General features: G+C 40.5%; 20 protein-coding genes. 10 read left to right on the top strand and 10 right to left on the bottom strand.

The features are described from left to right. Positions 1 to 30 precede the first annotated feature (30 nt). The 5 genes from EHQ58_RS11320 to EHQ58_RS11340 all read right to left on the bottom strand — a co-directional run bounded on the left by EHQ58_RS11320 (position 31) and on the right by EHQ58_RS11340 (position 7,849). Positions 31 to 2,898 carry a TonB-dependent receptor plug domain-containing protein gene (locus tag EHQ58_RS11320; protein ID WP_167883613.1) on the bottom strand — a complete coding sequence of 956 codons (2,868 nt, stop codon included), beginning with the start codon at positions 2,896 to 2,898 and terminating at the stop codon, positions 31 to 33. Positions 2,899 to 2,965: 67 nt separating this feature from the next. Beyond that, on the bottom strand, positions 2,966 to 4,747 hold the full coding sequence (locus EHQ58_RS11325; protein WP_135624002.1) for a hypothetical protein: 1,782 nt from the start codon (positions 4,745 to 4,747) through the stop codon (positions 2,966 to 2,968). 167 nt (positions 4,748 to 4,914) lie between these two features. Next, complete coding sequence (gene glyA, locus EHQ58_RS11330) at positions 4,915 to 6,162, bottom strand: serine hydroxymethyltransferase (RefSeq protein ID WP_135624003.1); 1,248 nt, start codon at positions 6,160 to 6,162, stop codon at positions 4,915 to 4,917. After that, the gene (locus EHQ58_RS11335) at positions 6,159 to 7,031 is read right to left on the bottom strand and encodes a lipoate--protein ligase family protein (protein WP_135624004.1); all 873 of its coding nucleotides are present in this window, start codon (positions 7,029 to 7,031) and stop codon (positions 6,159 to 6,161) included. The genes glyA and EHQ58_RS11335 overlap by 4 nt, the downstream gene beginning before the upstream one ends. Beyond that, positions 7,028 to 7,849, bottom strand: coding sequence for a rhomboid family intramembrane serine protease (locus tag EHQ58_RS11340; protein WP_135624005.1), 822 nt, complete (start codon positions 7,847 to 7,849; stop codon positions 7,028 to 7,030). The genes EHQ58_RS11335 and EHQ58_RS11340 overlap by 4 nt, the downstream gene beginning before the upstream one ends. A gap of 58 nt (positions 7,850 to 7,907) precedes the next feature. Here EHQ58_RS11340 and EHQ58_RS11345 point away from each other — a divergent pair, with 58 nt between their 5' ends. From EHQ58_RS11345 to EHQ58_RS11355, 3 genes are all read left to right on the top strand, one after another. Continuing rightward, positions 7,908 to 8,861, top strand: coding sequence for an MBL fold metallo-hydrolase (locus EHQ58_RS11345; protein WP_135624288.1), 954 nt, complete (start codon positions 7,908 to 7,910; stop codon positions 8,859 to 8,861). A 15-nt stretch (positions 8,862 to 8,876) separates the two neighbouring features. Beyond that, a complete protein-coding gene (locus EHQ58_RS11350; RefSeq protein ID WP_135624006.1) occupies positions 8,877 to 11,297 on the top strand; it encodes a penicillin-binding protein 1A in 2,421 nt (806 codons plus the stop codon). Between the two features lie 152 nt (positions 11,298 to 11,449). Further along, positions 11,450 to 11,884: a tetratricopeptide repeat protein gene (locus EHQ58_RS11355; RefSeq protein WP_135624007.1), complete on the top strand. Its 435-nt coding sequence runs from the start codon at positions 11,450 to 11,452 to the stop codon at positions 11,882 to 11,884. A 47-nt stretch (positions 11,885 to 11,931) separates the two neighbouring features. Here the strand turns inward: EHQ58_RS11355 and EHQ58_RS11360 are convergent, their stop codons facing one another. From EHQ58_RS11360 to sppA, 3 genes are read right to left on the bottom strand one after another with little or no spacing between them, the layout of a single operon-like run. Next, positions 11,932 to 12,603, bottom strand: a complete 672-nt coding sequence (locus EHQ58_RS11360; protein ID WP_135624008.1) for a hypothetical protein — start codon at positions 12,601 to 12,603, stop codon at positions 11,932 to 11,934. Further along, positions 12,572 to 13,999, bottom strand: a complete 1,428-nt coding sequence (locus EHQ58_RS11365) for an MBOAT family O-acyltransferase (protein WP_135624009.1) — start codon at positions 13,997 to 13,999, stop codon at positions 12,572 to 12,574. The genes EHQ58_RS11360 and EHQ58_RS11365 overlap by 32 nt, the downstream gene beginning before the upstream one ends. A 6-nt stretch (positions 14,000 to 14,005) precedes the next feature. Further along, the gene (gene sppA, locus EHQ58_RS11370) at positions 14,006 to 15,001 is read right to left on the bottom strand and encodes a signal peptide peptidase SppA (RefSeq protein WP_135624010.1); all 996 of its coding nucleotides are present in this window, start codon (positions 14,999 to 15,001) and stop codon (positions 14,006 to 14,008) included. Between the two features lie 24 nt (positions 15,002 to 15,025). On the opposite strand from sppA, the gene EHQ58_RS11375 reads away from it, so the two are divergent. Both EHQ58_RS11375 and EHQ58_RS11380 read left to right on the top strand, forming a co-directional pair. Next, positions 15,026 to 15,958, top strand: coding sequence for an aldose 1-epimerase (locus EHQ58_RS11375; RefSeq protein ID WP_246047335.1), 933 nt, complete (start codon positions 15,026 to 15,028; stop codon positions 15,956 to 15,958). A gap of 49 nt (positions 15,959 to 16,007) precedes the next feature. Continuing rightward, on the top strand, positions 16,008 to 16,220 hold the full coding sequence (locus EHQ58_RS11380) for a hypothetical protein (RefSeq protein ID WP_135624011.1): 213 nt from the start codon (positions 16,008 to 16,010) through the stop codon (positions 16,218 to 16,220). On the opposite strand, the gene EHQ58_RS11385 is transcribed toward EHQ58_RS11380, so the two are convergent. After that, positions 16,171 to 17,100 (bottom strand): hypothetical protein, encoded by a 930-nt coding sequence (locus EHQ58_RS11385; RefSeq protein ID WP_135624012.1) that lies wholly within the window; start codon positions 17,098 to 17,100, stop codon positions 16,171 to 16,173. The two genes, EHQ58_RS11380 and EHQ58_RS11385, sit on opposite strands and share 50 nt — an antisense overlap. Before the next feature lie 39 nt (positions 17,101 to 17,139). On the opposite strand from EHQ58_RS11385, the gene EHQ58_RS11390 reads away from it, so the two are divergent. The 5 genes from EHQ58_RS11390 to EHQ58_RS11410 all read left to right on the top strand — a co-directional run bounded on the left by EHQ58_RS11390 (position 17,140) and on the right by EHQ58_RS11410 (position 21,175). Then, positions 17,140 to 17,910 carry an LOG family protein gene (locus EHQ58_RS11390; protein ID WP_135624013.1) on the top strand — a complete coding sequence of 257 codons (771 nt, stop codon included), beginning with the start codon at positions 17,140 to 17,142 and terminating at the stop codon, positions 17,908 to 17,910. Between the two features lie 19 nt (positions 17,911 to 17,929). After that, positions 17,930 to 18,220: a 50S ribosomal protein L28 gene (rpmB, locus tag EHQ58_RS11395; RefSeq protein ID WP_135624014.1), complete on the top strand. Its 291-nt coding sequence runs from the start codon at positions 17,930 to 17,932 to the stop codon at positions 18,218 to 18,220. A gap of 21 nt (positions 18,221 to 18,241) precedes the next feature. Continuing rightward, on the top strand, positions 18,242 to 18,895 hold the full coding sequence (nth, locus tag EHQ58_RS11400; protein ID WP_135624015.1) for an endonuclease III: 654 nt from the start codon (positions 18,242 to 18,244) through the stop codon (positions 18,893 to 18,895). A 775-nt stretch (positions 18,896 to 19,670) separates the two neighbouring features. Beyond that, the gene (locus EHQ58_RS11405) at positions 19,671 to 20,582 is read left to right on the top strand and encodes a UbiA-like polyprenyltransferase (RefSeq protein WP_135624016.1); all 912 of its coding nucleotides are present in this window, start codon (positions 19,671 to 19,673) and stop codon (positions 20,580 to 20,582) included. Next, on the top strand, positions 20,579 to 21,175 hold the full coding sequence (locus tag EHQ58_RS11410) for a UbiX family flavin prenyltransferase (protein WP_135624017.1): 597 nt from the start codon (positions 20,579 to 20,581) through the stop codon (positions 21,173 to 21,175). The genes EHQ58_RS11405 and EHQ58_RS11410 overlap by 4 nt, the downstream gene beginning before the upstream one ends. Here EHQ58_RS11410 and EHQ58_RS11415 read toward each other — a convergent pair. Then, the gene (locus tag EHQ58_RS11415; RefSeq protein WP_167883614.1) at positions 21,159 to 21,572 is read right to left on the bottom strand and encodes an acyl-CoA thioesterase; all 414 of its coding nucleotides are present in this window, start codon (positions 21,570 to 21,572) and stop codon (positions 21,159 to 21,161) included. The two genes, EHQ58_RS11410 and EHQ58_RS11415, sit on opposite strands and share 17 nt — an antisense overlap. Positions 21,573 to 21,594: the final 22 nt, after the last annotated feature.

Consider the following 21,594-nt stretch of genomic DNA (forward strand, 5'->3'; position numbering starts at 1 on the left):
AAAGTAAAGGAAAAAAGATATTAACGTTCTCTAAAATTTATAGCCAACCGTGAACCAAATATTTCGTCTCTCCAGTGGATGCTGTGTGGGATAGTATTCACCCGTTGCCACGCGAATCCCAGGATCAAAAAATTGTTCATTGAGAACATTGTTCATTTGCAATTGCAAAAACATTCCATCCGTAAAAAAATCTTCCCATCGGATGTTGATTTTTAACATTTGATAGCCTGCCACAGATCCAGTAGGATTCGTCGCGATTGACCGTCTAACATCTATATAATTCGTTCCGGCATAGAACGAGATTTTTGGCTGAAGATAGTAAGTAACTCCTAAAAATGCCTTATGTGGTGCAATATTTGGAATGTCACCACGACTCGGAATTTTAGTAATCCCTAAGATTTCCTTATATAGAATGGCCTCCACGTCATCTCTGTAATTTGCTCCGATTCTTCCTTCCGTAGATGGGGAAGTGGTAAGACCAATAGGTAAATCATAGTAATACCCTTTATTATAAGTATAGTTGAAATGGAGACTTAGATTTTTTTTAACTTCCCATACGAGTTCCGACTCAATTCCAAAAATATTGGCTCGACCTACGTTTTGATTTTGAAGCCAAGTTGATTTTGGAGTGAAGTTTCCAATCGTAGAAGCATCGTTTGTTTGGACTTGTAAAATCAAATCAGATATAGAATTATAAAAAGTTTGGATCGAGGAATATAGCCCTTTTGTGAACCTGTATCCCACTCCGAATTCCACAGATGTAAGTTTCTCTGGTGTTAAACTCGCGTTTGGTTTTCTTTGCGGTGTGAGAGAAAATAATTCAATCGCGGAAGGTTCACGAAAGGCGCGCCCCACAAGGAATTTAAAGGTTAAATCTTTTGTTGCTTGATAGATGGCACTGATTCTTGGCGTACTTGCGTAGCCATAGGTTGTAATATAATCACGACGATAACCAGCGGTAAATGCGAGTTTGCTAAATGGTCTATATACTTGTTGTACAAACATGGCATAATTGGAATATTGATAGCGATCACTACTACCATAGTCTTTTCCTACCACAAAGTTTTTAGCCGAGATCCCCAGAATCAAGGAAACCTTAGTCGTTGGATTCCAATTTAATCGTGATTCACCAAAATACCCATAATCAGGGCGAGAATAGTTGTTTGCAATTGTCGTATCTGTTGGCCGATAAACAGCTCCTGGTCCCACTTGGTTTGGATAGACTTCCCCACTTGAGTTGAGAACCTCTGAGTTCCTAACAATTCCTTCTGTGTCGATGCTAAGAGTGTCATTGATCTTATGATTGTATCCGATGAGAAGCGAATTGCTTCTGAAATCCCAGCGTGATCCTTTAAATCCTGGAAGTCCGAGGCTGCCTTGTTTCATAACATCGATTTGTTGGGTCCCATTCGGAAAGGTTCCTTGTCCTTGTAAATACTGCCAATTGACAGTTTCGAAACGTAAGCCTCCTTTTGAAAATTTAGCTGTTATGTTGTAGGTTTTTTCACCTGAAACATTATAGCCAGGGGACCAATAGTAGCCCACAGAATTTGAATCAGGATTGCACATCGTATTGCCACATAAGTCCTTCGAAAACTTGTAAAATGGATCATACTTATAATTGTAATTTGGATTTTCTTTGGTGGCTCCATTCTGCTTCGGATCGAGTCCTTGGATCCCACCCATATTTGGACCGTCAGTTTGGTAGTAGTAACCGAAGACGCTATACTGGATAGGTGTGGCTCCCTCGGAGACTCCTCGTGCCGAGAAGCTAGCAGCTGCACCTGGATTGGCAAACTTATTTGTGCTTGTTGCTTCGTAAGATCCGAGGGTCAGGTCTGCATGGTTCCCTGGACTTAAGGCACCGTCCTTCATGATGATATTGATAATACCGTTGAAGGCATTAGCACCGTATAGGGCAGAGGCCGGACCAGAAATAACCTCAATGCGAGCTACGTTATTGAGGGGAAATCTTACGCTTCCCGCAAGCATCGCATTCTCGTTTAGATTGTTATCTGGAATGCCATCCACATAAATCAATGTCCGCTGCATTCCACCAACTAATCCTCGTTGGTGTATTAAGTCTGGATAGATTCCGTAATTATGTTGAAAATCAATTCCAGGAATATCATGGAGCGCATCTGATAGAGTTCTATATCCACGCTCGGCAATTTGTTGGGCAGAGATAACGTAAATCGCTGCAGGAGCCTCCTTTCGTTTTGTTTTAGTGCGCGTCGCAGTTACAACTTCTGTATTTTCAAGGAGATTAAAAATTTCTTGAGTCTCTTTTTTGATGTCCTGCTTTTCAATCGGAAAGACAATCTCTTTGCCAAGTTCCGTTTGCACAAGATGATCATTTATATTTTCAGAGTATACTTTTGATTTTGGGTTGAGTTTGATTCTAAAGATGAGTCGATTTACAAATTTATCGATGATGGCATCATCATCTTCAGAAAATTCCTCTTTCGGTAGTTTTAATTCCTTCCATTCTGAAAGTAGATTTGTGATACTAATCGCATCAATGACATAACCCGTCTTGGACGAATAGATTTGTCCATAGAGATTCAACTGGCTACTCGTATCTTTTTTATAATATCCAGACACAATAATGGAATCTTCTGATTTTGCTAAATCAAGTGCGTCAGAAAGACTTTCTTTATCAGAGAGGGCAATAACTTCAAATCCGAGTCTGCTGAATTCGGTTCTGATTTTATCTTTGGTTTGATCTGCGATGGAGGCATTTACTTTCGATTGGAAAGGTAAAAATGATAGGATATACGCTTTTTTAGCCGGTTTTCCATAGAGAGAAAAAGAAAGAGATAAAAACAGGATTACAAGTCGTACCCAATGCATATATTTGCCAGCGCCAATGCTAGCTAAATATAAAAATCCTGTCATGTAAGTTTTATACATGTAAAGGAATAGAGATCACTGTATCTAAAACGCCTGACTCAACAGGGAAAGATCAATCTGTTTCAATGAGAATATAGGCAGAGAACTCGGTAACTTTTGCCCTATAACATTGCTTAAATTCTTTTAAAAATTGACGATTCAAAATATCATATTTCTGATCTTTTTTTAGCAAAAACATTTTCCCACTTTGACAAATTTCTTTCATCTCGCCGCTTTGGATCAGATCCATATATTTTTTTGCACTTCCTAATGATTCCTCTTCGAGTGCATCATTCACAAGAAAATTTGGATGGTAAACTCCCCTGACAAATACTTTCGAATAACAAGCCCAAACCGCCTCAGGCGTGCAAGAATCCACAGGGAACAAAGGATAAATTGTGAAATCCTGATTACCGCGAGAAGTTTTGCTCTTTTCTTTTTTATTCTGAAAATACTTTGCTTCTTCGCTTAATTCTAAGTTTTCTACTCGTATGCTGAAGATATCTCTAAAATTTGATCTGGTCAAATATAAGTTGATCAGAATGGAGATGGAAAAACCAAACGAAATCAGAAGAATGAGTAGTACCATCAAAATTGATTTAGTTTTTTTGTTTTCCCAATTCGATAAAGGAAGATTTATGACGGACACAAAAATCGACATGAGCGCAAATTTATGTAAATTATCCCATTCGTTGATTTGTTTGAAAGTAAAGAGCAACGGAAATCCAAAACAAATACCGAAGGAGACAATTTTGTAGATGGATGAAATTTTAATATTTTTCCTTAAGAGTGAGATCAGTAAAAAAGAATATATAAATACTAATGGTCCGCTCAATCGAAAATATTCCAAGATCGATTCCCAAGATTTGTTAAATACGAGAATTTGAACGGGATCATATTCCGGTCCGCTCATCGTCGCACTCGGGACTACTTTAGAAAGGAGGAGCGCAAGGAGCAGGAAAAAAATATATTTTGATAGCTCAATGATCGTGTAACGCGAGAATACTACCTTCTGTTCATATAAGAGAGAAACAACTAAGGTAACGAACAAAATCAAAAGAAATACTGAGAATACACTCGCATTTGCTGTAATCTGAAACATCACCAAACAAAATGCTATAAAAATGAAACGAAAATTTCTATTAAAAATGCCCTTCGAAAATAGAAAAACAAGCAAAACGGGTGTTATATATCCGAGAGGCCACGAATTGGATGAAAAATATTCGAGTAAATGAATATATTCATACCATCCTTGCAATTCTCCATAATTTTGAATAAAGCCGTTTCTCGGGAAACTGCTTGCAGTTAAGAGTAAAATAGAGACGAAAAAAATTCCCAGTCTCCCTGGATTCAAAATATTAACTGTTGTAAGAATGAGTAAATTTAAGTTAAAAACGAAGAAGAGGAAAGAAAAATAAATACCATCAACCGCGGATAAATGGAGACTTTTTGCCAGAAGGCCAGAGTATAAAATAAAGCCTTGGTGGTAGTTTGCAGGGAATTCTGGAAATCCTGTAAACGAGACAGGGAATCGTTGGTCCATGATTTGCGAAGTTAGGTGGATCAGATTCGTCGGACAGTGCCCGTCAAAGAATCCAGGATTAATCCTTCCTCCAAATATGTAGGTGAGCGCAGCACTCAAAGTAAAGACGAGAAGTGGATTTCCTGAATTCGCTGGTTTGAGTTTTTTTAAAAAACGAGAGAGTAATATTTTAGAAAAGAGAATGGAGAAGAAAAAGGCAAATATGATTTTAGTTGGAAAATCGAATCCGACTTGCGAAATTCCAATCGCGATGAATTGAAAGCACAATAGAAAAAAGTTAAAGGAAAAGAGACTTCTATATAGAATACCCATAGACAGATGTCAAAATTACATATTTCCTATCCCAATGCAATCAAAGTTAAAGGATTCCGAATTGGCAAAAAAAATACTGCCTCAGAAAGGAAGGACTTACGACTCTTGCGGGAAAACAAGATCCCTAACCCTCTCCGGATTAGGGCAAACATTTTCAAAGTTATCTGTTAGTCGAGTCTGAATTTGTTCATTGGAAATCCTTTTGTGATTTCCAAAACTCCTGCCTTCACTTTGTTTTTCCATGTATCGTCACCAAAATGGTCAAGAAAATCGCAGATTAAATTTGCCACCTTTTCAATTTCGGCGTCTTTAAGTCCACGGGTAGTGAGAGCTGGTGTTCCGAGTCGAATCCCGGATGCCACAGCCGGAGGGTTTTTATCAAACGGGATCGCATTTTTATTCACAGTGATTCCGACAGCATCGAGACCATCGGCAGCATCACGGCCAGTCAGACCTTTGACGGAGACATCGAGTAACACCAAATGGTTGTCAGTCCCACCAGAGATAACTCTGTATCCTCGCTTTTGAAAGATTTCGGCAAGGATCTTAGCATTTTTAACGACTTGTTTAATATAGGTTTTGAATTCTGGCTGTAAGGCCTCGCCAAAAGCGACGGCTTTTGCTGCTATCACGTGCATTAGGGGTCCACCTTGGATACCAGGGAACACACGCGAGTTTAAGATTTTTTCATGTTCTGTTTGAGATAGGATGAGTCCACCTCTTGGCCCACGTAAGGTTTTGTGAGTGGTCGTTGTGACAAAATCACACAGTCCGATAGGAGTAGGGTGTTCGCCTGCCACCACCAAACCAGAGATATGTGCGATGTCTGCCATGATTTTGGCGCCAATCGAATCCGCTATTTCCCGAAACTTAGCGAAATCAATAATACGGGGGTAGGCAGAGGCTCCAACGACAATAAGCTTCGGTTTGTGTTCTTTTGCTAGTTTTGCAACTTCTGCATAATCAATCGTTTCTTCTTTTTCTGTAACACCATAAGGGATCGGTCGATAATACTTTCCACTGATGTTTACCGCAGAACCATGAGTTAAGTGACCACCGTGGGCTAGGTTCATCCCAAGAAAAGAATCTCCTGGTTCGAGTGCCGCAAGAAAAACTGCCATGTTCGCCTGTGCACCGCTATGTGGTTGGACATTGGCATACTGCGCACCAAACATTTTTTTAGCTCGTTCAATAGCTAAAGTCTCAATCGCATCTGCATTTTCGCAGCCATTATAATACCTTTTACCAGGATAGCCTTCTGCATATTTATTTGTGAGTGTGGAGTGATAGGATTCCAAGACGGCTTGTGAAACAAAGTTTTCACTAGCAATCATTTCTAGTGAATTTTCTTGTCTTTCGTCTTCGTGTTTTAATGCTTTAAAAACTTCTGGGTCTTGGTTTTGCAATATGCTCATGTCGGAATTTCTCTGTTTAAGATATAGGGTAAACTTTCGTACTTCAATTTACGAATAATTTCAGATTCTTTTAGCACCGATCTACGAAAAGAAGAAAACCCTTGGGAAAAGAAGGAAAAATCTACTTTTGGATTTGCATTATGAATTCCCAAATAGGACAGAAATCCGTCCAAAAGGCTGCCTCCAAACGAACTCGTGTCGAAGGTGGGCGGAAGCGAGGTTAAAAAATCTCGATGTTTTCTTGCTTTGCGATACTCGGGCTCTTCGGGTGGATGAAGAAGGAGTCCTGATACTTTATCAATCAATGCTTCTTCCAAAATCAAGGTTCCGTGCTGAACGATACAATTTTTTTTTCGAAATTGTGCATTCCCCGAAATCTTTTTTAAAACACCACCATCGGAAACCGTGATATCAGATTTACCGTTAGAACCAGCAGATATCAGTTGTTTGCTAAGAGCGGACGTTACAAGGCCAAGTAAGATTTGATACGAATCCTTTACCGCAAAAAGTTCCATTCTTTTCTCTAGATTAACATAGATGGAGTAGTTAATATTCCCCGTCGGATTTTGGAATACCGTCCCTCCACCACTCGCACGACGTGCCAGAAAAACAATCTCCTCGTCTTTTGGATATTTGAGTAGGTTTCCAGAAGTGATGCGCGATCGAAAAGCACTGATTACCTGTGGTGCGATCGTAAGCTCTGGATTTTCTGAAAGCCCTAGAACAATGGTACGTGGATTTTTCCAGAGGCGAATCCCACCAATTAAGTCGTGTTTTACTAGATGGAGAGAAATGGCCTCTTCGATCGCCAGATTGGAGTATGGCGATCTTATTTTGCAAACCGGAAAATAAAATACTCCTTCGTTCACTCGTTGAAGTATTTTTGGGAGGCATCATTTAGAAATTTTTTTTCGCTCCGAGACAGACTGTTCATACCATCTTTCGAAATTTTTTCTAAAAGCTCATCTACTCTTTTTTTTGCATTCTCTCCTTTATACATTTCAGCTTGGTATCTTTGGAAGCGCCTCTTTTGCAAATAACGAGAAAGAGACCAGCCAGAAGATTTGGAAGCGCCTTGCCAGCCATGGTAGAGTTTAATCAAAACGAAAGCTCCAAGGATCCCACCTAAATGAGCCATATGTGCAATGTGTCCACCTTGTGAAAAAACGATCATGAGCATGAGGATCATCACAAAATATTTTGCCTTTAGCGGAAAAATGAGCATGAATATGATTTCCCGGTTTGGCCACAAAAAGGCATATGCTGCAAGGAGTCCAAATGTAGCACCACTAGCGCCAAGTACCATTCCCTGTGGAAATCCCAAAACCGAGGCAATCACAGTAACCACCCCTCCCATAAAGGCACAAAAAAAATAAAATTTCAAAAAGGCTCTTTCTCCATATTGGGATTCGATTTCAGAGCCAAACATCCATAAGGTGAGCATATTCATAAGGAGATGCATAATATCGCCATGTAGAAAGGAATACGTCACAAGTTGCCAAACAAAACCTTGTAGCACAGCCTCCGAGCGTAATGCAAAAAACCCTTCAATCATGTTTGTTTTTAAAACAGTTTGTGAGAGAAATTGTGCTACAAAAATAACGCTATTGATGATGAGAAGGCTACGAACAACCGGAGTCAGTTCCGGTCCGAATCTAAGCTGGTATCCTGGGTTACGAGGGGGCATATTTTCAAGATCGTAAATCTTGAGTGACAAGGAAAGTCGATTTCCAAGAATCGAGGAAGTGATCGTACAACTATTTGGGGTTCGTGGATCGATCGCCGCCCCTCTCCGCAATCAGGACTATCGGAATAAAATCCTAGATATTGTGTCTCTTTATCAGAGACTTGGGGAGAACATATCCCCTGAAAAATTTTGGAAATCACTCCCATACCATCTCAAATTTGTCACAGGTAGCGATACTACGTGTGTCACAGTGACGGACTCGAATGGTGAGATCTATATCCTGGATATGGGCACAGGGATTCGTAATGTAGGGGACAACCTCATCCAATCCTATTTTAAAAATCCATCAGTCACAAAAGTGAATCTTTTTGTCACTCATACGCACTGGGATCACATCCAAGGTTTGCCTTTCTTTAAGCCGATTTACTTTCCCGATTTCCATTTGAAATTTCATTCTCCGTATTCCGATTTGGAAAAAAGGCTCGGGGTGCAACAAGGTCCCGAATTTTTTCCAGTGAGTTTTGCTTCCGTGGGCTGTAAAAAAGAATTCAAATACTTCACTCCTGGGGAAACGCTCTCCTTTGCTAACGGGTTAACGGTAGAATGTTACCCTCTCCGCCATCCAGGTGGTTCTTGTGCTTATAAGTTTACGACCAAAGAAGGAAAGGTTTTTATCTTTGCTACCGATGCGGAATTTACTGGCCAAGATATGGAGCTCATCCACGAATCTTCTGCTTTCTTCAAGGACGCCGATCTTCTCATACTCGATGCCCAATACACCTTAGATGAATCCTTTTCAAAGTTTGATTGGGGTCATACTTCTTATACGATGGCTGTCAATTGCGCCACATCTTGGAACATAAAAAATTTAGTGCTAACACACCATGAACCATCTTATTCCGATCAAAAAATTTATGAAATTTTTGACGCCGCCAAAGAACACAAACGGTTGCTTGGTGGGCATAAACTAAAAATACATCTCGCACGGGAAGGTCTTAGATTTCATCTCTAAACCTATCTAAATTTTATGAACCCAGAAAAAATATTAAAAATCACTTTAAATTCCTTATTCGTTTCCTCTCTTCTTGGAGGATTGTTTTTTGGTTATATTCTCTCGGAAGTAAACCAAGGAAAAGAATTACAAAAATTATCCTCCTACCAACCAACGACACCTACGAAACTGTATGATTCCAATGGCGTCCTTTTTGCCGAACTCTATCGACATAAACAAGAACTTCTCAAATACCAAGACATCCCACCTCATGTGATCCAAGCATTCCTTAGCGTAGAGGATGATAATTTTTTTAATCACTTTGGCATTGATTTTATGGCCATTGCGAGAGCTGCCATTAAAAACGTGTTAGCTGGTAGAATTGTGCAGGGTGGGTCTACGCTCACACAACAATTAGCGAAAACAATCCTACAAGAACGAAAAAAGACCTTCGCCCGAAAATTTTTAGAGGCGCTCCTCACCCTACAAATCGAACAGGAATACACAAAAGAAGAAATTCTAGAAATCTATTTCAATTTGATTTATCTCGGTCATGGAACTACTGGTCTTTCTTCAGCTGCCAATGTTTACTTTCAAAAAGATGTGCGGGACCTAGACCTTGCCGAGGCAGCACTCCTCGCTCGTTTGCCGAAGGCACCTGTAAACTACTCACCGTTTAAAAATCCCATGGAAGCAAAGAATGCCCATTTGATGGTTCTTGGTCTGATGGCAAAAAACGGTTTTGTACCTAAAGAAAACGTAAAAGTTATCCACGAAGAATTTTGGAATCGCTACTGGCCTGTTGTCATCACTCAGTCACCATCCCGCTCTACCTGGGGTGCAAAACTGAACCGCGCCCCGCATTTCACAGAATGGGTTAGACAAATATTAGAGAAAGAAGTAGGTGAGGAGGCAGTCTACACAGGTGGATTGAGGGTTTATACGACTCTTGATGTGAGAAAACAAGAAATTGCCGAAGAAGAACTTAGAAATGCTCTCATTGTTCAGGATAAATATGCTTTCGGTGCTAATTTTCGTTATGCGGGACGTGCCGATAGATCGCTTGTTTCTCTTTACAATTTACTTGGATCGGTTTTCCCTGTTGGTGTTCCCTTTATTACGAACCTTGATGACAGGCAGGTATTCCGACTCGAGTTAGAAAAAGAAATGGCACCTGCACTTGAATTACTCACTGCATTTGTTCCCTCTGAGAATGAAAATGCAGCCGTCAAAGAATTCCGTAGGTCCTCACTGGTATTTTCCTCTAATTTACATGTTGAAGGTGCTATCGTTACCATAGACCACCAAACAGGATACATACAGACTATGGTTGGTGGGTCTCGTTTTACACCAAAGAATCAGTTCAATCGTGCCATGTCTGCACGGCGTCAAACAGGCTCTGCTTTCAAACCGATTGTATATGCCGCCGCAATCAATAACCGATCTGTTGGTTCGGGGACAGGTATCATGGATGCCCCATTAACCACCCTTACCGAAGAGGGAGATGGGTATTCCCCTCAGGACATTTCAGGTGACTTTCGTGGTATGGTGCCACTCTCTCGCGCCCTTTCTCTTTCTTTAAATATCGTATCCGTTCAGGTACTCATGCGCACGGGAACGGATGCCGTCATTGATTTTGCCTCTCGCGTGACAAAAACAGGAAAAGCAAGATTTCCTACAGGTCCTGCACTCGCGCTTGGTGTGGCAGAATTAACGCCATATGAAATGGCAGTCGCGTATTCCATTATGGCGAACAAAGGAAAAGATGTGATTCCGTTTAGCGTTCGTTATGTTCTAAATCAAAGTGGTTCAGTCATTTACAATCGAGAAAAACAAGTGCAAGAAGAACTTGCCGAAGAAGCAAAAAATGGGTCGATCCAAGTCATCCCGGAATCGACCGCTTATATCATTAAGCAGATGTTAATTGGTGTGGCTACGGGAGGAACGCCGACAGCGGCACTTCGGGATGCTGACAAGGGAAATTACAAAGGTGAGTCTGGAGGAAAGACAGGATCCACCTCTTCGTACACGAATGTTTGGTACTGTGGGTTCGATCCGAAGTACACGACCGTTGTATGGATGGGATTCGATAAATCCTCCCTTTCTCTTGGCCAAGGCACCACCGCCGCCGGAGTGGCAGCACCGATTTGGGGGAAATTGTACTCTCGCTGGTATAACGGCGGTCCTTATCCGAGTTTTTACCCGAACGGGAAAGCCGATGAAATACCAGCAGATGTCGTGAAAGGTGCCACCTGCTCTTTTAACGGGCTCACTCCGGGTCCGAATTGCCCGCTCACTGGAAATTTATTCTTAAAACCCATTACGATTGCGGGTCGCACCCTTTCCGTGCCAGGAAGCCGTCAGTGTGACGGGGAACGAGACCATTTTCGGTCCATGGACCTGAAAGATTTCCTCCAACGCGAATTGGAAATCACGGATGATGAATTAAAACGATGATTTATGCGACCAATTGTGCAGATTCTGTACACTTGGTCGTTATTTAAGCAAACTACCTTCTCGAAAGGGGCAGGAAAGCACTTTTAAACACAACTTAACTTGGCACGCTAATTGCAATATATCATCCAGAAGCTCAGCTTCTCGGAGGATATATGAAACGAATCGCAACTCTAGCACTTCTCACTCTCACTTTTTCCCTTTCAGCAATGGAAATGAGAGAAGAAGAAGAAGTTTCTACTCTAGTAAACTCTTATGACAAGGCTACTCTCACAGAGATTTCCAATGAATTGGTCAGAATCGCATCTGGGGAAGAGCTTATGGGCGAGTTTGATCTTGCTACTTTGCATTATAAACGAGCTCTTAAAATCCGTGAATCCATTGGGCTAAAAAGCCACAAAAGTTATGCTTCTATTCTTTATCTATCGTCAAGTGCTCAGTTCCAAGCGGGCTATATCTGCGAAGCAGCAGTAGCTGCCAAAGATGCGAGTCTTGAATTTGCAAAGCATGGTTTAGACAAATTCCAAGCAAAAGCAATGACAGATCATATAACTTACGGAAAGGTTTGTGCGCAAGTGGCAATGAAGTAAGGATTCTTATTCTAGAGATGGTTACCCGATTTTGATTCTCCCCTGGATCAGTCCAACCTCCCGTAGTAATATACGTGAGGTTGGAATTCTTTTTTAGCATACTTCGCACGTATTTTTTTAAACAAAACATCTTCCAAATAAGCCTTTTTCACTTCCCAGGCGATTCCAAAATTTGCTTCCTCATAGCCAGATTCATACTGAAGATGTGCGATCGACAGATCCTTCGAGTCATAGTGATAGAGTAGTTTGTGATTAAATTCCATTTCTCGGAAAGGGATTTCTAAACATGGGTCAGATTTGAATTGATAAGGGATGCTTATTGTCGATGGAATTTCACAATCTTTCGACTTTAAGATTTCGGTCCCGAGCAAAATCCAAGAACCATTCTTTTCATAAAAGCCATGGCCCAATTTCTGTTTGATAAACTGTTTTCCCTCACGCTTCTCCTTTGAAAGGTATTTTTTTACAAATCGCTTATCGGAAGTAAGGTGGATCCATTCATAGATTTCTAATTCATGGTCCTTGGCCCCCATGGCCGATTTGTTGGTGATAGGACGAGTGTAGAGACCAATGGGTATCACTGCCTTTGTTGGATCCAAATCGGTAGGTAATACCCGTATCCAACTCATATCAGCACAGGACATTGATATGCCACCAAGCAGAAGTATGGTGGCATTCTTTAGAGTTTTAAAATTGAAAATAAATAAAATCTTGGCCACCGTCTCCGAATATTCCTAAAAGCAAAAAGATGGCTAGGGTGAAAATCGGAAGTAAAACATTCTGATATTTTTTTAACTTTGTATAAGCTAGATCAGAATATTGGAGCCAATTAAAAAAGAGTCCAAGCGCAATAAAAACAGGCAATTCACCAACTCGATCCAAGGTTTCTCCTACATCCTTAAACGTGAGGATTCCCTTAAAAATCTGGTAAGCCGTGGACATAGATTCGTCTCCCTTGGCTGCAGATCGGAAAAAGATTCCAGAAAACGAAAAGGTTAGGTAGACAAAAAGGAAACGAATGAAGCCAACAAAAGGAAATGTATCCGGTAATAATCTTTTTTTGCCGCGCGCGAGATAGATGGAACGTTCAATCCATAGAAAGGCACCTAAATAGGCACCCCAGGCAACGAAAGCCCAATTGGCACCATGCCAGAGGCCGCCAAGACACATCGTGATAAACATGTTTACATTGGATCGAAAGACACTCCCTTTGCTACCACCTAATGGAATGTATAAATAATCTCGGAGCCAAGAGGAGAGTGTGATGTGCCAACGACTCCAGATTTCGCGGTAACTTTGGGACAGAAAGGGTCCCTGGAAATTTTCAGGGATCTCGTAACCTAATAGGTTTGCTGATCCTCGTGCAAGATCCGTATACCCAGAAAAGTCACAATAGATCTGCATCCCAAAAGCCATCGTTGCAAAGAAAAGGGAGAAGCTATCAAACTTACTAGGATCAAGGTATAGAGGAGAAATGATAGGAGCAATATTCTCGGCTATGACTACTTTTTTAAAGAGTCCCCCTAGGATCAGGAAAATCCCTTTTTTCATCCTATCGGCATCAATTTCTGGATGGTCGATTTGGGGGATAAAATTGTCCGAACGCATGATGGGTCCGGCGATCAGTTGTGGAAAAAATAAAATGAAGAGAAAGTAGTCTTCAAACTTAACTTTTTCTTTTAAGATCCCTCGGTGTATGTCCACTTGGAGGGCAATCACTTGAAAGGTGTAAAAGCTGATAGCAAGCGGGAGAAAAATATTTAGTGATGTTGCAAAAGATTTTACTTCTTGCCAACCAAACACTGAATAGAGGGTGCCGGTGACAAAATAAAAATATTTAAAGAAACCTAAATTGATTAAGTTTAAGAGCACCACGAACGCTAAGAGTTTATCGTTCGACTTACCTTGGTTTTTTCGTTTAAAAATCCATTCGCTAAATAAATAATTTACGAGTATAACGGCAAGGAAGTGAAATAAAAAAGGAAAACTGAAATACGCGTAAAAAACAAGGGAGGAGAGGATCAGTAACGGCTTTCTGCCTTTTTGAGATATATTCCAATAGAGAATATATGTGAAAAAAAACAGAATTAAGTAGGGAATCGAATTAAATAGCATGAATTCCTATAACTCCCAAAGATAGAAAAATCGAGCGCTGGAAGACGAACTAAAAAGTTTCTCAAATCCACCTAACATGGATGGTCGGTTTCCTGCTTCATTCGCTAGGTAAATATTATCTATCCTACCGCTCCCTCTTTGGTAAACGATGAGCCTTGGATTGCCTCGTTTTTCTCCTGTGTAATTCGGATGGGACATGAGATGAAGTTGCATATCATCAAAATATCCGATAAAATCAATGAGTCCTTCTTTTTTTGCTTGGTCTGCGGTAAAGATTCTTCCATCGCAAAGTTCTTTGAGTTTGGCCTCACTCACTCCAGGCCTTCCTTTTTTTACCACCTGGAAAAAACGTTCGAAAAGATTGTCGATGATGGATTGAAGGATCTTTTTTTGTTCGGGGGTCTGTTCTGTAAATGGTGAGCCGATGGCTTTGTTTGCTCCGGAAGTGACAGATTGGTCCTTGATTCCTAACTTTTCCATCCCTTCTCTAAAATTGAATCCTTGCATGATTACACCTACAGAACCTGTAACAGTTGTTGGATGGGCACCGATGACATCAGAACTCATGGCAATATAATAGGCACCGCTGGCTGCTGTATCCATAAAGGCAGAGTAAACGGGAATATTTTTTCTTGCCTTAAATCTAAGGATTTCTTGGTAGATGATATCACTTGCCGTTACGGTTCCTCCAGGTGAGTTGATTTTTAAGAGTACACCTTTGATATCCGGATCTTTTTCAGCAAATTTTAAAGTCTCTTTAATGCGGGCAACGGGAGACTCCACAGAACTCCCGAAAAAAGAAGTATCTCTACTTTCATCGGAGATCACGCCTTCTATGGGAATGACTAAGATCTTATCTTTGTCTTTGCCTGAAATGATCTTCTCTTCAAAATTTGGCCTTGGTCCGCCAAAAGAAGGAAAACTGGCAAAGATGCAATGGTGTAAAAAAAGACTGGTAAAAATGAGGGTAAGGGGCGTTAAAAAGTACTTCCGTAAAGACATAGAACCTTTTTAAGATCGGAAAGATTGGATTCAATCATTTTTGGAGGATTGTCATTGTACAAGTTAAAAACAAAGAGGGCCTCTTTTGAGGTGTATCCGGCTGGTGGTGGACAGTGGCTTGGGCTTTCTTTAGCATCTCCCGCAGATGGAGCGGAAATATCTGTCATTTCTGGTCACAAGGCCCCTGATCCATTTTTTGCATCGGGATCCTTTTTGATGTTTCCATGGGTCAACCGCTTGGAACCTAACCCTTGGGCAAGAGAGCCTTTTTATCCCAGCACACACTGGTTAACGGATGGTAATGGAATTCCCCTCCACGGTTTATATCATAACTTACCTCGAATCTTAAAAGACGAAACGATAGGCGAAAACCAAAGCACTGTCAGTTTTTCCTTCGTTCTACCCACAGAATGGGAAGGCACCACGCTCCATAAGATCAATGTAACCGAAAGATTTGTGTTGACCGATAGTGAATTAAAAGTTCAGTATATATTGAAAAACGAATCAGATTCAAATTTTTCTTTCGCACTCGGGATCCATCCATATTTTCGCTTAGGAGATGAGTCGTCGATTGATGACCTTTATCTATTTGGATCAGGTTTTCACGAAGTTAAGTTAGGGGATTATCTGCTCCCAGAGAAAATTCTCAGTGAGGAAATTCGATTTGAGGAAGAAGTAAAATTGGAGGGGCGGAGCTACGATTCCTTATACCAAGCTAGACTGACGGATGGTACAGATTCCTATTTTGGTTTTTTTTCCATGAATCGAAAAGACCGGGTGCTTGTTGGCGGAGGTAACTTTTATCAGATATTTACCCCCAGCGATCGGAAATCCATTGCCATCGAACCGATGACTGCAACAGGGAATTTCCTCCATTTTTGTAATGATTTTTCTCACAAGCTTCCACCAGGTGAAGTCAAAAAAATTGAATTTTTTATCCGTTTGGAGAGTTTTTAGAATTATTCTAAGCTAAAACTGTCTAATTCAGTGAGGCTATAATTTGACTATGACAGATTCCATCATTCAATCATGCAAACAAGTAAGTAAAAATCTATTAGAGATAAAATATTTTGCTGAGAAAAAGAATACGAGTCGAACTTCCGTTTACCGAGCTCTACATGATAGAAAGTTGAATGAAGTGCTCATCGGTAAGAATTCTAGATTCATCATTATGGATGATCAGGCGAAAAAATGGAAGCCAGGTCGTCAGCCGAGCTAAGATTTTTTATCTGATCCGTCGTAAAACTTGGGAATTGCCTTTCCAAGTTTTCTTCTTGTAGCAATTCAGAATTTTCTAATAGAAGGAAATGATTCATCATTCTTTCTGAAATCATTGCTAGGAGATCGGGATTCCAAATCGGTTTTAATTTCCAATACTCTAAGAGATACAGGTCTTTTTTAATGGGAAGGAAACGACCCTGAAACTCGTAATGTGTTTCCCCAAAACTTTTTTCTATGAATTTATCTTTTACCTTAATGAATAACTCTCCTACTATAGGAGCAGGTTTTTCAAAGATCCGACTCTTCCCAAAATGTTTAATTTGGTGAAGACGGTATAATTTTACAATACATTCAATTTTACCATCAAACCATAGCAGTTGGAAGGAGGGATCTCCTAAATCAAAGGTTGCGTTTGGTGTTAGATGGATTCTTTTGAATGTGACAGAACTGATAAAAATCGATCTTGGATTGGAAAAAAAACGAAACAGAGGGAAATGCCCAGGAGCATCTCTCACGAAATTCCTAGGTTTAATCCCTAAAAAATGGATCATTCGATTTTCTAGCTCGTTACGTTTCCTTCGTTCTAAGACGACGGGAAAAAACTTCGATAGGAGGCTTTCTGTAGGACTCAAATGGAACGTCGCCTTTAGTTCCAGATTGGACTTTAAGATAGGCCTAGGCTCCGTCGTCCATTCGAGGCTCAGACAGTTTTTGAGTTCCTCCGTTTGAAATTTTAACTCCTCTTCGGTTAATTTTTTTTTCAATTGGGTTTCTTGTAAATTGATTCCAATTAACTTTAAGCTAACCCTTGCCTGGCGATCAAAAAGAAACATATCTGACTTTAAAATGGAATTAAAAAGATTTATTAAGAATTTCATCGCTAAAGACCCGTACCTTGGTCGATCTATTAGAACAGAATGACAGACTTATCGTTTGAGAACAGAGATTTTTTATGGGGAGATAACGCAGGACCCGTGCGCATACTTTCCGAATACCTTCATCCCAAAGCAGAATTTGCAAAAAAAGAAATTACAGACACTGTCGTTGTCTTTGGTTCGGCACGCATTCCGAGTCCGGAAATAGCTAGGGATCATTCTGGTAAAAATGGAAGGATTGAGAAATTTCTGCCGTATTATCAGGATGCGGTCCAGTTTTCTGCCCTGATTACGGAATGGGGCAAAACCTTTTCCTCAGAATTTAGCGGTCGTAGCCTTCATATTTGCACGGGTGGGGGACCAGGAATTATGGAAGCTGGTAATCGGGGAGCACATGAGTCCCATGGCAAGTCGATTGCCTTGAATATCGTACTGCCGCACGAACAGCACGTGAACCCATATGCGACAGAAGAGCTGAGCTTTGAATTCCATTATTTTTTTATGCGTAAGCTTTGGTTTATGAAAAAGTGCCGAGGGATGATCGCCTTTCCTGGGGGCTTTGGTACCTTCGATGAACTGTTCGAAACTTTGACCTTAGTGCAAACTGGGAAAAAGTCTCGCATTCCTATCATACTGTATGGACGCAAATTTTGGAACGAGGTGATCAATTTCCAAGCTCTGGCAGACCATGGTCTCATTTCCAGTGAAGATTTAGATCTTTTTGCTTTTGCCGACACGCCAGAAGAAGCCTTTGTTTACTTCCAGGAAAAGATTCGTTTGGAATTGACCAAGAAATTAGGTACAAAAACATAGCGGAAACAAGGGAAATCATATGGCAAGAACATGCGTAGTAACAGGAAAAGGAACGACAGCGGGAAATAACGTTGCTCACTCCCACAAAAAGAATCGTAGGATTTGGAAAGTGAATGTGGTTACTAAAAAAATATTCCTAGAAGATGAGAACAGATGGGTTCGTGTGAAAATTTCTACGCGAGCACTTAGAACACTTCGAAAAAAAGGTCTGAAAGTTGCGATCAAAGACCATGGTGGTGACCTCGGTGCGATTGCGCCAAAAAAATATGTTGGTATCACTCCTACAAAAGCGATCGCTCCGCAAGCATAAACTTTTACTTTTCCGGTTCCATTGAAAAAGACCGGGAAACCTCCTAAATCCAAATTAGCACATAACATTTATGATTTGTTATATGCTAAGTTTGGAGAGGTAAACACCCCCCTTACATTCCAAGCACCACATGAACTGGCGATCGCTGTTATTCTCTCGGCGCAGTGCACAGATGAGCGAGTGAACCAAGTCACTCCCGCTCTATTTAAAGCCTTCCCAACCCTAAATGATTTTGCCCAGGCAAAAATATCAGAGATTGAATCCTTAATCTTTTCTACAGGCTTTTATCATAACAAAGCAAAAAGCATACAAGGATTTGCAAAAATGGTTCTTTCTGATTATGGAGGAGTGATTCCGAATACGATGCAGGAGGCCGTCAAACTTCCTGGGTTTGGTAGAAAGACCGCTAATGTTGTGTTAAATGAACTTTATGGAGTAAATGAAGGATTTGTCGTAGACACTCATGTAAAACGACTGACCAAAAGATTGGGACTTACGAAACAAACAGATCCAGTAAAAATTGAAAGGGAGATTATGGAACTTGTCCCCCCGAAATACTATCGAAATCTTTCGTTGTACCTAATATTTCTCGGTCGATCGAATTGCCAAGCCCGGCGAACGGAGTGTTCGACCTGCGTTCTGGCAAAAGTTTGTCCTTCTTACTCACCTGCATAGCAGGTAACTCCGACTCATCTACGTTTTTATGTTTCAACTTCCACGAACGATTTCTATCCCTAAGGTTTATGGATACAACTTCATGATGGATGCGAATCAGGTCCCGATTTCTAAAATACAAATCCAAAACGCCAATCTTTCCAAAATCATTCGGACAATGAATTTCGTGAACATTTGCTAAAAATTTAAAACTAGCTTGTGTATCTGGTTCGGTCAGAAGAAAGAAGGGCAATTTTGAATCCTTCGGAAGTTTCACGATTCCTTTTTTGTTTTCTCCATCCTCAGAGGTAAAATAAATAAATGCATCTTTATCGTAAATTTCCTCAGATTCTTGAAATGATGATAAAAAACCTAATCCAAGTTTTACGTTACCAATTTCGATTGTGTTCATTTTGTCCTTTTGGTATCCGTCATAGGGAAAGGAATTTAAATTTTTATCTTTCAATTCGATAAACGGAAAGAGTAGATAAGCCCTTCCATTTTTCTTTTCATGATCGAGTTTTTCTGCTTCCACATGTGATAGTAAGCTACCAAAGCCGCCGCGACCCTCGGAATCCATCTTTGTGATTGCATTTTTTCCGCAGTGAAAAAAGATTTTGATCGGTCGATCCTTTTCACTTGCATGCGATAAAAGGGAGCTGGAGATAAACAAAAAGATGATGGCAAAGAAGATCGTTTTCATACTAAAGATTCCTTCTTTAAAGAACGGATAAATGTCAAGTTTCATGAACCAAAAAAGTCAGATTCTGTCTAATCATAGGATAGCCTTAAAGAAATGAAAATCTTTCGAAATCTCATCCTCTATGGTAAAATGATCAAATTCTCACATACGCTCTTCGCACTGCCTTTCGCAGGCATTTCCTTTGTGCTCGCTTATCTTGAATCACCACTTGAAATGAACGATCTGATTCGGATTGGATTATTATCGATCTTATGTATGTTTAGCGCCAGAAGTGCCGCCATGGGATTCAATCGTTATGTGGATGCCGAGATTGATGAAAAAAATCCGAGAACCGAAAAAAGGGAAATACCAGCTGGCAAAATCTCGAAAATCTCTGCTCTCGTTTTTATTGGTCTTTCCTCGTTTATTTTTATCCTATCGAGTTTTTTCGTAAATAAAATTGCATTTCTATTATCCTTTCCCGCACTCTTTGTTCTCTTTCTTTACTCGTTAACGAAAAGGTTTACCTTGTTTTGCCATATTGTCCTTGGAGTATCTTTGGCGCTCGCTCCTCTGGGTGCATGGATTGCGATCACGGAATCCATGAGCCTTGTGCCTATTTTCTTTTCGATAGGGCTACTTTTCCATATTGCAGCCTTTGACGTACTTTATGCCATCCAGGATATCAGCTTCGATCAAAAAGAAAACCTTCATTCCATTCCCTCAAGGCTTGGCGAACGAAATGCACGCATCATTGCTATTATTTTGCATCTCATCTCGATCTCGGTATTTGTTGTGGCGGGTCGGTATGCCGGTCTAGGATTTGCCTTTTTTATTATCTTGAGTTTTATTGCCTTCCTTGTTGTCTATGAGCACCAATTGTCTTGGAAACATGAATCGGGTGAATTGCCCATAGAATTTTACCAAGTAAATTCTTATATTAGTGTTGTATTGTTTTTAGCCATCCTTATCGATAAATGGGGTGATTTACTCTTAAAATTATCCTCTGGTATTAGCCTCCGTTGAAACTAGTCGTCGGTTTAGCGGGTGCTAGTGGTTCGATATACGCAGCTCGATTTTTGAAAGCGCTTTCACATCTTCCCGGAGAAACCTACCTAATAGTGAGTCCTCCTTCACTCCGTATTTTTTCAGAGGAATATGAAACAAAGGTTTCTAAACCTGAAGAGATCTTAGAATTCATTCGATCCAAATTTGGTTTGGGTACAGAACATCAATTCCATATCCGAAATTTTCATGATATCGGAGCCGACATTGCCAGTGGATCGAATACCTGGGATGCGATGGTGGTTGTTCCTTGTAGCATGAAGACAGTTGCCTCCATTACGGCGGGACTGACTGAAAATTTAATAGAAAGAGCAGCTGACGTCAGTTTAAAAGAAAGAAGGCGCCTGATCGTCGTACCACGAGAAACTCCATACAACCGAATCCACCTACGTAACTTATTATCGTTAGATGAAGCAGGCGGAATCATCCTTCCTGCTTCTCCAGGTTTTTACCAGATGCCAAAAACATTGGATGATCTTGGAGATTTTATCGCGGGAAGAATTTTTAATCTATTAGGTATCGATGCTTCCCTTTTTCCTAAGTGGGAAGGGTAAATTTCCGAAAATGTGGGTAGGGCTTGCCATTTTCACCTAAACAAACATAGGTGATTTCACTTTCGATGACTTCAGACAATTTCCGAGTTTCAGGATTGTTTGTGATCGCAAGAGTTTTACTCGTAATCGATGATTTTCCGAGTTTTAAGACTTTCCCATAGATTTGAATGATGTCGCCTGCTCTGGCAGGTGAGCGGAATACGACATTGTCCATAGAAATCGTGACAATATTTGTGTATTGTATTTTGGTCATGACGAACATGGCCATCCCTTCATCGATCCAAGAAAGCATTTTCCCACCAAAAAGGTTGTTATGGTAATTTAGATCGTCTGGTTGGACCAGGTGTTGCGTGACCAAATCCATCTCTGCGATTTTTGCTAAAATTGATTCTGACATAAGAACCATTAAAATTTTGTTT

It is taken from the genome of Leptospira ognonensis (assembly GCF_004770745.1).
Taxonomy (GTDB): domain Bacteria; phylum Spirochaetota; class Leptospiria; order Leptospirales; family Leptospiraceae; genus Leptospira_A; species Leptospira_A ognonensis.